We start from the raw sequence: 11,303 nt of genomic DNA, 5'->3' as shown, positions 1-11,303 counted from the left end.
AGATTATCAGCGAATAATCCCCTAAAATCGGCTTCCTTAAACTTATTGTATAATTTGAGTAGAAATTTAGAAGCGTTATCGAAAAAAACACAGGAGGATAGGGAGTTTATTATGCGTTTAGCTCCACTTTACCAACAGGATAGGGAACAAGCGGTTCAGGAGGGGGTACAGCAGGAAGCATTAAAGTTGGTTATTAGACTTCTTCAACGACGTTTCGGTGAAATACCGCAAAATCTTGAGGAAACCATCCGTAACCTTCCTGTGGAGCGGTTAGAAGACTTAGGACTCGCTTTATTAGACTTTGACACTTTGACGGATTTAGATAACTGGTTGCATCCGTGAGCAATGGCGATCTCGCGTAGCGAGCGCGTTGCGAGCGCATTATCCATCCTTGATTATTCTATAGTTAAGGGGTCAACATCGATCGCCATACTTACCTTGGCTAAAACTAAGCTTTTCAAAGGACGCAAAAGACCACCGATATCAGCCTTGTCTCCTGATAATTTTAACAGAATTTGCCAGCGATAACGGTTAGCCACGCGCATAATTGTTGCTGGTGCAGGTCCTAAAATATCCCAATCGGAACCGAAATTATTAACACATTCCTCCGCGACATTTTCGGCACTTTTCTGAACTGCTTCTCCATCTAAACCACTAAAGCGAATTAAGACTAAACTGCCGTAGGGAGGATAATTTAAACTCTCTCTCTGCATTAATTCCGTCTCGACAAAACCCTCATAATCGTGGGTTTGCACTGCTCTAATCACGGGATGTTCGGGGGTATAGGTTTGGATAATTACCTTTCCTTCTCTTTCTCCCCTTCCTGCTCTCCCTGCTACTTGAGTTAGGGTTTGAAAAGCGCGTTCGGAGGCGCGATAATCGGAGTGATAAAGTAAACCATCGGCAGCCATAATTCCCACTAAAGTAACTCGCTCGATATCTAATCCTTTGGTGAGCATTTGGGTTCCAACTAGGACATCGTATTCACCATCAGTAAATAGTTTTAATAGTTCCCGGGGAGCATTTTTGTTGCGGGTGGTATCACTATCAAAACGCAAGCAGCGCAAATCGGGAAATTCTTTGCTTAATTCTTGGGTGACTCGCTGAGTGCCAGTACCGAAAAATTTTAGATAGGGAGAACCGCATTCAGGACATTGTTTCGGATGAATGCGACCATAGTTGCAGTAGTGACAGCGGAGTAATTCTTGCGCTCCCGGTTCGGTGTGGTGATAGGAGAGAGAGACATCACAGTGGGGACACTCCAGCACATAACCGCAACTTCGGCAAGATACAAAGGTACTATGACCCCGACGACTGACGAATAAAATTGCCTGTTCTCCCTTGTCGCGCAGGGTTTCCAGAGATGAACGCAGGGATTGACTAAACAGGGAACGATTGCCTCGTTGCAATTCCCGTCGCATATCGACGATTTCCACCCGCGGTAAGGGGCGATTTTGGATGCGATCGGGCAAAGATAGGTAAAGACGGGGATTAGCTTGGGATTCTAGCCATGTTTCTAGGGATGGCGTGGCCGAGCCTAAAATTACGGGACAATGGTTTAATTGAGAGCGCCATTTAGCCACGGTACGCGCGTGATAGGTGGGGAGTAATTGGGTTTGTTTAAAGCTGCTATCGTGTTCTTCATCGAGGATAATCATGCCTAGATGGGGTAAAGGGGCAAAAATCGCCGATCTCGTCCCGATAATAACTTGTGGGGTTCCTGTCAACATCTGTCGCCATGTATCGTATCTTTCTCCTTCCGAGAGGGCGCTATGATAAACATAGACTCGATCGCCAAAACGGGCCACAAAGCGATCGGTTAGTTGCGGTGTTAATCCAATTTCGGGGACTAAAACCAAGGCAGATTTACCCGCTGCTAGGACAGGTGCGATCGCCTGTAGATAGACTTCTGTTTTACCCGATCCTGTAACTCCGTGTAAGAGGAGGCTTTCACCACCTTTGAGGGTTTGAATGGCTTCTAAAGCTTGTTTTTGACTAGAAGTGAGTGTTTTTGGTTGATCCCTGCTCATAATCGCCGAGGATAAGCGCAGAAATTCTCGATCCTGAACAACTACATAACCCTTGTCAATGAGCGGTTTAAAATGTTTTGTCCCCGCAAGTTGTGCCAATTCTGGCAGCCACATTTCTCCTCCCTGGTGGCGTAAGATTTCGACAATTTTGCGCTGATTTTCGGTTAAATCAGAGGGAAAGTCGGTTATTAGCAGGGTAATGGCTTTTTTTTGTTTAATATTAGGACTTTTGGGCGCTTCTAGATAACTTTCTACCCAACCACGCTTAACTAAGTCTCGGATACCGTAATTAGCATTTTTTACCTTTTCTTGCAGGTATTTCGCCGAATAATCGCCTTCTTTTTGATTTTTGAGCAGGGATAAAATCTGACGGGAGAGGGGAGTACAAAAAACTTCCGCACCGGGGGGAATCGCTTCTGGTTTTAATCTGATGCGACGTTGGGAACTTCGCAGTAAACCCGTAGGTAAAGCGACGCGAACAACGGTGATTAAATCCGTTGCGTAGTATTGGGCGATTTTCGTCAATAACTGCCAATAATTATCGGGGAAAAAGCCCTTAGCAATCACCTCTTCCACGGGACGAATTTGATTTTCTTCTAGTCCTGGGGGCAAATTTTCGAGAAATCTAAGAGCAATTCCCCCTATTACCTGAGAACCAAAGGGAACGCTTAAAATATCGCCGATTTCTACCGTTAAATCCCGGGGGATACTATAGGTTAATATTTGCTGATCCTCTTGACTATCTCTAGGATAAGGACGATCTACCAAAACCTCTAACCACGGTTGCCCAGTTGTGGTTAATTGGTAAGGTGTGCGAGGTTCCGCTACAGTTAGAGTAGCATGGCGATCAAGCATAGTCAGTGGGGAGATGGGGTGATAGGGTGATGGGGAGAATGGGGTATTTAAATTATAGTTTAAAGCTTGAGGGGAATAAAACCAGTTAATTTTCTCTAAAAACAGTTTAAATATGGCTTTTTTGCCCACAAATTTTGATTTTTAGCCCGTGAAGTCTTCCCAAAAGAATTTTTATCCACCCTTAAGCATTGATAAAGTTAATGATAACTATTGACTATTAGCTATTAAATCCCAGTATAGTTAGTCAAAAGGTGAGAATGGTTCTCAATAGAAAAAGCTAAGAATAGTAATAAAAAGCTGACTGCTATCTTGATTGTTAAGAAGCGTGATCCTTACCTAGTCAAATACCAAAAACCTTAGTTAGAGTGTATGAGTAGAAACACAAAAAGCTCCTCCCATTCACCAGAAAATCTTATTGTCTGGTTCGGCGATTTGTAACCATCGACACAGAATCGCGCAATTATATCCCAGAAATTGCCGCCATTAATTAAGAAAACGTTTAAAAAATCTGCTCCCCGAAAATTCAATGTAACAATCAGCCCATTGGGGGAAACTGAGTTTTTCCCGCTATTATAATCCCGCTCCATCCATACCCACAATAACTGCTTATGAAAATCTCTAAACTGGCCGCCGATGATAATTTTAATCAAATCATTGCCCTGGAGACAAATCCTTTAGAACTAGACAGCGTGGATTTTGCTGAAAGAACTGACGAGGATCTGACTGAACCTTTACCGGAAACCCTAAAAAACACTCGTGCAGGTAGTGGAACGGGATACGATAAAGGCAGCAATGAAGATACTGTTGGGGCATTTTTTAAAGAAATGGCCCGTTATCCCCTGCTTAATGCGGAAGAAGAAATTGAACTAGCCCACTCGGTTAAGTTTCTCATGGAAGCGGAAGAAGTGCGCCAAAAACTGCAAGAAAATTTACATCGTCCTCCGACGAAACTGGAATGGGCGATCGCTTTAGAATTAGATAATGAACGTCAACTGGAAAACCGTCTTTATCGGGGAAGAACAGCTAAACGGAAAATGATTCGTTCTAATTTGCGCTTGGTGGTTTCTATCGCTAAACGCTATTTAAATCGCGGGGTTCCTTTCTTAGATTTAATTCAAGAAGGTGCGATCGGACTCAACCGTGCGGCCGAAAAATTCGATCCCAATAAAGGTTATAAATTCTCTACCTATGCTTATTGGTGGATTCGACAAGCAATCACCCGCACCATTGCTAACGATGCGCGGACAATTCGTTTACCGATTCACATCGTCGAAAAACTCAATAAACTCAAAAAAGCGCAGCGGATTCTCAAGCAAGATTTACAGCGCAATCCCAATGAACGGGAACTTGCGGAAGCACTAGAAATGACTCCCGAACAATTGCGGCAATTATTACAATTGCGTCGTCAATCTCTCTCTTTAAATCATCGTGTAGGGAAAGGAGAAGATACGGAATTAGTGGATCTGTTGGAAGATGATGATCTACAACTTCCCGAAGATAAAATGAATGAGATGATGATGCGTCAAGAAATTTTCGCAGTTTTAAGTGATGTTCTCACGGAACGGGAAAAAGATGTTATCTCCCTCCGTTATGGTTTAGCTACCAGTCAACCCTATACCCTAGAGGAAGTGGGGGGAATGTTCAATTTATCTCGCGAACGAGTACGTCAAATTCAAACTAAAGCGATGCGAAAATTACGTCGTCCTCAAGTCGCGCGTCGTCTGAAAGGATGGTTACATTAATAATTTTTTCTAACTCGTTCTCTCCTCTCTCCTTTTTCCTGGAGAGCTTTTTTTGTCGATCTTTAGCTTAAAATTAAGATAAAGTTGATTTTCTCAGTAGATAGTCCTAATACCTATGAACCTACATCTTACCCCACCACAAGAGCATCCAATCCAACAGAAAGTGAAAACGGGAAAATATCAATCTCCAGAAAATCATCCTCTCATAGATGGAGAAACTTTTATAACTGAAATTATTCATCGTTTTCAACCCATGGGAGATTAATCTAAAATGGGTGGTTATGTCATAAATATACTAGGTAGTTAGAAGCTGAATATAATAGGCAATTTCTCAGCTATTTTTTCTAGTTCTCAATAAAATCAAATTAATTTAATATGTCCAAAAACTCTTGGTTAATTCCCGATAATATTTATTTTCTCAACCATGGTTCCTATGGTGCAACCCCTAGAATAGTCTTGAATTATCAGCAACAATTGCGGGAACGAATGGAAAGACAACCTTTAGCATTTTTGGGGAGAGAATTAGAGGGTTTATTAGATATTGCTAGGCAAAAGTTAGCGGATTTAGTCAGTGTAAATAGCGATGATTTAGTCTTTGTTCCCAATGCAACCACAGCAGTAAATGCGGTGTTAAATTCTCTCACTTTTCAGGAAAATGAGGAAATTTTGATCACCGATCAGACCTATAATGCTTGTGCTAATGCAGTTAAACATATAGCTAAAAGATGGGGTTTAAAGGTAATTATCGCTAAAATTCCCTTTCCTGTGCAGTCTCCTTTAGAAATTAGTCAAGCGATTTTAGCATCAGTTTCTCCCCGGACAAAATTAGTAGTTTTAGATCATGTCACCAGTCCCACGGCCTTAATTTGGCCAATCACAGAAATTGTGCAAGAATTAAATAATCGGGGTATTGATACTCTTATCGATGGCGCTCATGCTTTAGGTTTTTTACCCCTTAATATCGGGGCAATTAATCCCACCTATTATACTGCTAATTGTCATAAGTGGTTATGTAGTCCCAAGGGGTCAGCTTTTCTCTATGTGCGCGGGGATAAACAGGCAATAATTCGACCTTTAACTATTAGCCATGGAGCGAATTCCCCTCGACAAGATCGCTCCCGTTTTCAGTTAGAATTTGCTTGGATGGGAACCGATGATCCCACCGCTTATTTATCAGTGCCAAAAGCGATCGAGTTTTTAAATTCTCTCTCTATTGATGGTTTACTGGGTCTGATGGCGACGAATCGTAATTTGGTTTTAAAAGCCAGAAATTTACTTTGTCGTGCCTTAGAGGTCAATTATCCCTGTCCAGAATCAATGATCGGATCGATGTCTTCAATTCTAATTCCTAGTTATGCTTGGGCAGCAGAAGATTTATCTAGACAACTGTGGGAAAAATATCAGATCGAATTGCCGATAATTCCCTGGGGAGAAGCATCATTAATTGTGAGAATTTCTGCTCACTACTATAATTCGATCGAGCAGTATGAATATTTAGCCGGGGTTTTAAATTACTTGCTATTGGAGCAAAGATAAGCGGGGAGCATCGGAGCAGGGAAAAAAATCCATAACTGAGTTTTTAAAGTTGAATTGGGAGTTAATAACGGACTTGCTATGATAACCGAATAATTGGGCTAAAATGCTTCTTGGAGCATGGTTTCCTTGAGCATTTCTAAACCCTTTTTCACCCGACGGGAGACGGTGACAACACTAATGCCTAATTGTTCGGCGGTTTCCCGTTGAGTAAGATCCTTAAGGAAGACAAATTCGAGAATATGACGGGTTTTGTCTTCTAATTGAGCCAGTGCTTGTTGTAAACGAATGCAATCCTCTTGACAAAGTTGAAAGCTGCGATAACCTGGATCGGGAATGAGGTCTTTTAAACAGGTGTTATTATCTTCATCGTTATTAACCGTCGCATCGAGACTGAGGGGTTCACGGTTTTGGAAAGCCAGTTTTACCTCTTGCCATTCTTTGAGGGAAATATTTAAAGCGAGGGAGATTTCCGTATCATTGGGTTGACGATTGTGGATAGTTTGGAAATCCCGACGCATATTTGCCGCTTGTCTGCCTAAATCCAACCAACGGCGAGGAATCCGAACCGTGTAACCTTTATCGCGCAGATAGTGTTGAATTTCGCCGCGAATATAGGGAATAGCGAAAGAACTAAAAGCATGACCTTTGCTGCTGTCAAAACGCTTGATCGCCTGAATTAGCCCCATACAGCCAACCTGCACTAAATCTTCGTAGTTTTCATGGCATTGATTGACCCAATGATGAGCTTCCCTTCTGACTAATCCCAAGTTTAACTCCATAATTTGATCCCGTAACTTATTATCCCCTGTTTTTTGGTATTTTTGAAACAGGCTAAGAGTTTCCAGTTTAAGATTTTCTTTATTTAGGACAGACATAGTGCGCTAACAGACTTAAAAAATTATTGACTATAAAAGATCACTATTGCATAGCTTTGACCAATCCCAACATAGTCTAGATTAGAAGCGGCAAGCAATGACAACAATGTAACTTACTACGATCTTCATCATACGGTCTTTACACAAGGGCTTGTGTGATTTCAAGCAGTCAAGGCAGTATTTAAAGACACAAGTGAGCTAAAACGCTGTAATTAGTCAGCGCAATAAGAATTGTTAACTGAGAAGGGACAGAAGCGACCAGATTATTCCTACAGCCTTTCTCGTCAAGGTGAAGTATAGATTAAACCTTGCCGAAGTAAGGATTTCAGTGGCGAAACCGTACCTCATCTATCGGAGAAACGCTGTAATATCTAGAAAACTATAACTCAAACAAAGGCAAACTCTGATCATTATTTTTCGGCAATTTCGCCAGTAAACCTAAATGTTCGTAGGCGGCTGCCGTCACTACGCGACCCCGGGCAGTACGATTAAGATAACCTATTTGTAATAAATAAGGCTCATACACCTCCTCGATCGTCTTGGCATCTTCTCCCGTGGCTGCCGCTACCGCTTCCAATCCCACGGGTCTGCCTTGAAACTGTTCGATCATCGTCTTTAATACTAATCGATCGGTCCAATCTAAACCCATAGAATCCACATTTAATTGATTTAATCCCTCAGCGGCTAACTGGGGGGTAATCATAGTTTCTCCCTTCACCTGCACATAGTCGCGCACCCGTTTTAATAAACGATTGGCAATGCGTGGAGTTCCCCGACCGCGACGGGCAATTTCGATCGCACCCGCTTCAGTCATGGGAATATTAAAAATAGTGGCACTTCTGAGGATAATTGCCGTCAATTCCTCAGCTGTATAGAAACGCAGACGTTGAATCATGCCAAAACGGTCGCGCAAAGGCGAAGTTAAAGAGCCAACTTTGGTAGTAGCACCGATTAAAGTAAAGGGAGGTAAAGAAATACTGCGAATTTTCGCTGCTTGACCCTTACCAATCGTCACATCCAGTCGATAATCCTCCATCGCCGGGTATAATAACTCCTCCGTCACCCGATTCAGTCGATGAATTTCGTCGATAAAAAGAATATCCCGGGGTTGAAGATTGATCAGGATGCCGGTAATATCCCGGGGACGCTCTAAAGCGGGGGCGGCGGTAATGCGGCAATTTACTCCCATCTCAGCCGCTAAAATTAAAGCCATGGTGGTTTTTCCTAACCCCGGCGGTCCGTAGAAGAGCAAATGATCGATCGCTTCTTGTCTAGCTTTGGCCGCGGCGATGGTGACTTTTAGATTAGCCTTTAAGTCCTGTTGACCGATATAATCCTCTAGGGATTGCGGACGAATCTGCGCTTCTGCTTTTTCCGTTTCTTCTATAGTGGGATTGGGAGTGAGCAGATTTTCCTCGGCAGCCGGGGGGGAATTGTGCGATCGTTTGATAGCCATTGTTACAATCAAGAGTCTAGGATATGTTAGCGAAGCGGATTTTGCCTTGTTTGGATGTCAATAAAGGTCGGGTAGTTAAAGGGGTTAATTTTGTTAATCTTCAGGATGCTGGCGACCCCGTGGAGTTAGCCCGCTTATATAATCAGGCAGGGGCCGATGAGTTGGTTTTTCTTGATATTACTGCTACCCATGAAGATCGCGACACGATTATTGATGTAGTCTATCGCACGGCGGAACAGGTTTTTATTCCTCTGACCGTGGGTGGCGGTATCCAATCCTTAGAAAATATTAAAAATTTGTTAAGAGCCGGGGCCGATAAAGTCAGCATTAACTCGGCTGCCGTGCGCGAGCCGGAATTGCTCGATCGAGCCAGCGATCGCTTTGGTAAACAGTGCATTGTGGTGGCGATCGATGCTAGACGACGTAAGGATGAGCATAACCCCGGTTGGGAGGTTTATGTTCGGGGTGGACGCGAAAATACGGGTATTGATGCTTTATTATGGGCCCAAGAAGTGGAAAAACGCGGGGCAGGTGAGTTGTTAGTTACCAGTATGGATGCCGACGGCACGCAAGCGGGTTATGATCTGGAATTGACAAAAGCGATCGCAGAAAGGGTGGAGATTCCTGTGATTGCCTCTGGAGGAGCGGGTAATTGTCAGCATATTTACGAAGCATTGACGGAAGGCCGGGCAGAAGCCGCTTTATTGGCTTCTTTGCTCCATTATGGTCAATTAACCATCGCTGAGGTCAAAAATTATCTGCAAAATCAACAAGTACCCGTGCGTTAGCCGGGGAAAATGAGAGCCAGATTTGCAGAACTTAATCTAGTGATTGAGTCCCTTTTCTGGGATAAGGATTTCTTCAGGCTGCAACCCTAGAAGAGTAAGGTTGACACCTATTACTGAAAGCTCATGGCTGACAGCTGACAGCCCCGAGCGAGCAACCGGCAAAAAATCCCTGTTTTTAACTTCCGTTCGATTATCCCCGGAGAAAATTATGTATTAGAATAGAGGAAAGTTAACAAAATTTAAAATATGTTAGTTCCGATTCTCATCTTTGACCTCGGTCTTGTGGCTTGGTCATTGCATCTGATGCAGCAAGCCTTCGACCAGCAAGAGTTCTCCTTGATGCTGGCGGGAACCTTAGTGGCAGCAGCGGCAGTGGCTATGTTAGTAGTTTATTTCCTCATGGGTCACTGTTTAACCTATTTAACCCAAATTCCCGCTCCTGTCTAAATGGGGGCGATTGTTTCACCCTTGTCTTATCAGCGATCGCCTTTGGTCTGACAAATTTTTTTCTCGTCCCCCCTTGACAAAATAATTCTATTTAAGCTATATTCAAAAATGGTCTTCAAGGGGTTATAGCTCAGTTGGTAGAGCACCTCAATGGCATTGAGGGGGTCAGCGGTTCGAATCCGCTTAGCTCCATACAGTTAGGATAAGAGTTTCCAGGTTACTGGCGACTAGAAAAGTAGCGAGGAGATGGTAGATTGAAAGAGGATTTCTGGTTAGAAAAGTCTCTTTTTACCTCGATACTCTCTCAGGACAAAATTAGTTATATGATAGAGCTTTTTAAGCAACTACCTCGTTGGTTGCGGCTAAGTCTAGTTTTTCCGCTCTTATTTCTCAATGGTTGGTTATTATTCCAATTATTTAGCTATCTAGAACCCTTAGTCAGTATTTTTGTCACTGCTAGTTTACTAGCTTTTGTCTTAGATGTTCCCATCAAACTGCTGCAAAGACGCGGGGTTAATCGCAGTGGTTTGATCGCTATTGTCTTTTTAATTGCCCTATTAATTTTAATTGTTTTAGGTTTAATTTTAATTCCGCAGATTGTCGAGCAATTAAGCAGTTTAATCAATAGTTTGCCCCAGTGGATCGAGTCGGGAACCGAACAGATACAAAATTTAGAAAAGTGGGATAAAACTCAGAAATATGCGATTTATATCGAGCAATCAATCACCCAGTTATCGGAACGACTAACCAATGTTTTACAAACTCTTAGCACTCAATTACTAAGCTTTGTACTGGGAACTATCAACAGTATCCTAAACATTCTCTTTGTTCTGGTTCTAACTGTCTTTCTGGTTCTCTATGGCGAACAAATTTGGGAGGGAATTTTAAGCTGGATTCCCTCTCCCTGGAATTTCAAATTAAGAACGATTATTCGTCAAACTTTTGAAACCTATTTTGCCGGCCAAACCATTTTAGCGGGAATTCTCAGCCTTGCTCAAATTTTTGTTTTTGTGATTCTCAAGGTCGATTATGCCCTATTATTCGGGGTGGCGATCGGTCTAACTACATTAATTCCTTTTGCCAGTGCCTTTACCATTATTGGCATTAGTACCCTACTGATGTTTCAAGATTTTTGGTTAGGATTAAAAGTTTTGACCCTGACGGTTATTGTCGGTCAAATTAATGATAATGTCATCGCCCCTCGGTTAATGGGAGGTATGATCGGACTTAATCCCGTCTGGATTATTCTATCTCTTTTTATCGGTGGCAAAGTGGCAGGAATTCTCGGTTTATTGATAGCAGTTCCCATCGCTAGTGTGCTGAAAAGTACCATCGATATCATCCGCTCGCAGCAACGGGAAAAAGAACCGGTAGTTTTCCTAGAAGAAACGGTGAAAAATTCCTCAGAGGAGAGCAAATAATAATAAATCCTGTTGGTTCTTCCGAACTTACACTGTAGAAAATTCCCCAAGCTCCCTCTCTGTCCAGCAATGCTCTAAAGTTGATAAATATCAATCTAACAAAAACTCAAAGCCCTATTGTACAAGCTTTACAAGCATAAGTTGTTGATAGTT

The 11,303-nt window shown here is 42.6% G+C and carries 10 protein-coding genes and 1 tRNA gene; 8 read left to right on the top strand and 3 right to left on the bottom strand.

Annotation, left to right across the window (positions count from 1 at the left end):
• A partial coding sequence (locus tag ACOCD9_RS19595) for a DUF4351 domain-containing protein (RefSeq protein WP_419548241.1) occupies window positions 1-342 on the top strand: 342 nt, incomplete at its 5' end.
• Window positions 343-395: 53 nt separating this feature from the next.
• On the opposite strand, the gene priA is transcribed toward ACOCD9_RS19595, so the two are convergent.
• The gene (priA, locus tag ACOCD9_RS19590; protein WP_287701720.1) at window positions 396-2,885 is read right to left on the bottom strand and encodes a primosomal protein N'; all 2,490 of its coding nucleotides are present in this window, start codon (window positions 2,883-2,885) and stop codon (window positions 396-398) included.
• Window positions 2,886-3,493: 608 nt separating this feature from the next.
• Between priA and ACOCD9_RS19585 the strand changes: the two genes are divergently transcribed.
• The 3 genes from ACOCD9_RS19585 (at window position 3,494) to ACOCD9_RS19575 (ending at window position 6,163) form a co-directional block, all read left to right on the top strand.
• A complete protein-coding gene (locus ACOCD9_RS19585) occupies window positions 3,494-4,627 on the top strand; it encodes an RNA polymerase sigma factor, RpoD/SigA family (RefSeq protein ID WP_287701716.1) in 1,134 nt (377 codons plus the stop codon).
• 115 nt (window positions 4,628-4,742) lie between these two features.
• Window positions 4,743-4,892, top strand: a complete 150-nt coding sequence (locus ACOCD9_RS19580) for a hypothetical protein (RefSeq protein ID WP_287701714.1) — start codon at window positions 4,743-4,745, stop codon at window positions 4,890-4,892.
• Window positions 4,893-5,002: 110 nt separating this feature from the next.
• Complete coding sequence (locus ACOCD9_RS19575) at window positions 5,003-6,163, top strand: aminotransferase class V-fold PLP-dependent enzyme (RefSeq protein WP_419548240.1); 1,161 nt, start codon at window positions 5,003-5,005, stop codon at window positions 6,161-6,163.
• A 98-nt stretch (window positions 6,164-6,261) separates the two neighbouring features.
• Here ACOCD9_RS19575 and ACOCD9_RS19570 read toward each other — a convergent pair whose 3' ends face one another.
• Both ACOCD9_RS19570 and ruvB read right to left on the bottom strand, forming a co-directional pair.
• Window positions 6,262-7,038, bottom strand: coding sequence for an RNA polymerase sigma factor SigF (locus ACOCD9_RS19570; RefSeq protein WP_419548239.1), 777 nt, complete (start codon window positions 7,036-7,038; stop codon window positions 6,262-6,264).
• 379 nt (window positions 7,039-7,417) lie between these two features.
• On the bottom strand, window positions 7,418-8,494 hold the full coding sequence (gene ruvB, locus ACOCD9_RS19565; RefSeq protein ID WP_419548238.1) for a Holliday junction branch migration DNA helicase RuvB: 1,077 nt from the start codon (window positions 8,492-8,494) through the stop codon (window positions 7,418-7,420).
• 23 nt (window positions 8,495-8,517) lie between these two features.
• Between ruvB and hisF the strand changes: the two genes are divergently transcribed.
• The 4 genes from hisF (at window position 8,518) to ACOCD9_RS19545 (ending at window position 11,150) form a co-directional block, all read left to right on the top strand.
• Window positions 8,518-9,282, top strand: a complete 765-nt coding sequence (gene hisF, locus ACOCD9_RS19560) for an imidazole glycerol phosphate synthase subunit HisF (protein ID WP_149987110.1) — start codon at window positions 8,518-8,520, stop codon at window positions 9,280-9,282.
• A gap of 246 nt (window positions 9,283-9,528) precedes the next feature.
• Window positions 9,529-9,729, top strand: a complete 201-nt coding sequence (locus ACOCD9_RS19555; RefSeq protein WP_287701706.1) for a hypothetical protein — start codon at window positions 9,529-9,531, stop codon at window positions 9,727-9,729.
• Window positions 9,730-9,848: 119 nt separating this feature from the next.
• Window positions 9,849-9,921, top strand: a tRNA-Ala gene (locus ACOCD9_RS19550).
• Window positions 9,922-10,052: 131 nt separating this feature from the next.
• Window positions 10,053-11,150, top strand: a complete 1,098-nt coding sequence (locus tag ACOCD9_RS19545; protein WP_419548242.1) for an AI-2E family transporter — start codon at window positions 10,053-10,055, stop codon at window positions 11,148-11,150.
• Window positions 11,151-11,303 lie beyond the last annotated feature (153 nt).

The organism is Microcystis sp. (genome assembly GCF_048564745.1).
Lineage (GTDB): Bacteria > Cyanobacteriota > Cyanobacteriia > Cyanobacteriales > Microcystaceae > Microcystis > Microcystis ichthyoblabe_A.
Note: the sequence above shows the minus strand (reverse complement) of the source record. Positions and strands in the feature narration are given on the sequence as shown.

Coding starts and splice junctions, on each gene's coding strand:
- priA (WP_287701720.1), bottom strand. CDS start 2,885: ATGCTTGATCGCCATGCTACTCTAACTGTAGCGGAACCTCGCACACCT.
- ACOCD9_RS19555 (WP_287701706.1), top strand. CDS start 9,529: ATGTTAGTTCCGATTCTCATCTTTGACCTCGGTCTTGTGGCTTGGTCA.
- ACOCD9_RS19585 (WP_287701716.1), top strand. CDS start 3,494: ATGAAAATCTCTAAACTGGCCGCCGATGATAATTTTAATCAAATCATT.
- ruvB (WP_419548238.1), bottom strand. CDS start 8,494: ATGGCTATCAAACGATCGCACAATTCCCCCCCGGCTGCCGAGGAAAAT.
- ACOCD9_RS19570 (WP_419548239.1), bottom strand. CDS start 7,038: ATGTCTGTCCTAAATAAAGAAAATCTTAAACTGGAAACTCTTAGCCTG.
- ACOCD9_RS19545 (WP_419548242.1), top strand. CDS start 10,053: ATGATAGAGCTTTTTAAGCAACTACCTCGTTGGTTGCGGCTAAGTCTA.
- ACOCD9_RS19580 (WP_287701714.1), top strand. CDS start 4,743: ATGAACCTACATCTTACCCCACCACAAGAGCATCCAATCCAACAGAAA.
- hisF (WP_149987110.1), top strand. CDS start 8,518: ATGTTAGCGAAGCGGATTTTGCCTTGTTTGGATGTCAATAAAGGTCGG.
- ACOCD9_RS19575 (WP_419548240.1), top strand. CDS start 5,003: ATGTCCAAAAACTCTTGGTTAATTCCCGATAATATTTATTTTCTCAAC.